Annotated in this window: 1 rRNA gene; it reads left to right on the top strand. The window is 53.5% G+C overall.

Features of this window, described 5'->3' with window-relative positions:
• Nucleotides 1-70 precede the first annotated feature (70 nt).
• A 16S ribosomal RNA gene (locus ABLU50_RS16200) occupies nucleotides 71-1,076 on the top strand; the annotation flags it as partial.

The raw sequence follows: 1,076 nt of genomic DNA, 5'->3' as shown, positions 1-1,076 counted from the left end.
AAATGAATACCAAGTCTCAAGAGTGAACACGTAATTCATTACGAAGTTTAATTCTTTGAGCATCAAACTTAAATTGAAGAGTTTGATCATGGCTCAGATTGAACGCTGGCGGCAGGCCTAACACATGCAAGTCGAGCGGTAGCACAGAGAGCTTGCTCTCGGGTGACGAGCGGCGGACGGGTGAGTAATGTCTGGGAAACTGCCTGATGGAGGGGGATAACTACTGGAAACGGTAGCTAATACCGCATAATGTCGCAAGACCAAAGTGGGGGACCTTCGGGCCTCATGCCATCAGATGTGCCCAGATGGGATTAGCTAGTAGGTGGGGTAACGGCTCACCTAGGCGACGATCCCTAGCTGGTCTGAGAGGATGACCAGCCACACTGGAACTGAGACACGGTCCAGACTCCTACGGGAGGCAGCAGTGGGGAATATTGCACAATGGGCGCAAGCCTGATGCAGCCATGCCGCGTGTATGAAGAAGGCCTTCGGGTTGTAAAGTACTTTCAGCGGGGAGGAAGGCGATAAGGTTAATAACCTTGTCGATTGACGTTACCCGCAGAAGAAGCACCGGCTAACTCCGTGCCAGCAGCCGCGGTAATACGGAGGGTGCAAGCGTTAATCGGAATTACTGGGCGTAAAGCGCACGCAGGCGGTCTGTCAAGTCGGATGTGAAATCCCCGGGCTCAACCTGGGAACTGCATTCGAAACTGGCAGGCTAGAGTCTTGTAGAGGGGGGTAGAATTCCAGGTGTAGCGGTGAAATGCGTAGAGATCTGGAGGAATACCGGTGGCGAAGGCGGCCCCCTGGACAAAGACTGACGCTCAGGTGCGAAAGCGTGGGGAGCAAACAGGATTAGATACCCTGGTAGTCCACGCCGTAAACGATGTCGATTTGGAGGTTGTGCCCTTGAGGCGTGGCTTCCGGAGCTAACGCGTTAAATCGACCGCCTGGGGAGTACGGCCGCAAGGTTAAAACTCAAATGAATTGACGGGGGCCCGCACAAGCGGTGGAGCATGTGGTTTAATTCGATGCAACGCGAAGAACCTTACCTGGTCTTGACATCCACAGAACTT

The organism is Klebsiella sp. GG_Kp173 (genome assembly GCF_040062415.1).
Taxonomy (GTDB): Bacteria; Pseudomonadota; Gammaproteobacteria; order Enterobacterales; family Enterobacteriaceae; genus Klebsiella; species Klebsiella quasipneumoniae.
The sequence above is the reverse complement of the archived record's forward strand: the minus strand, read 5'-3'. Positions and strand labels throughout refer to the sequence as shown.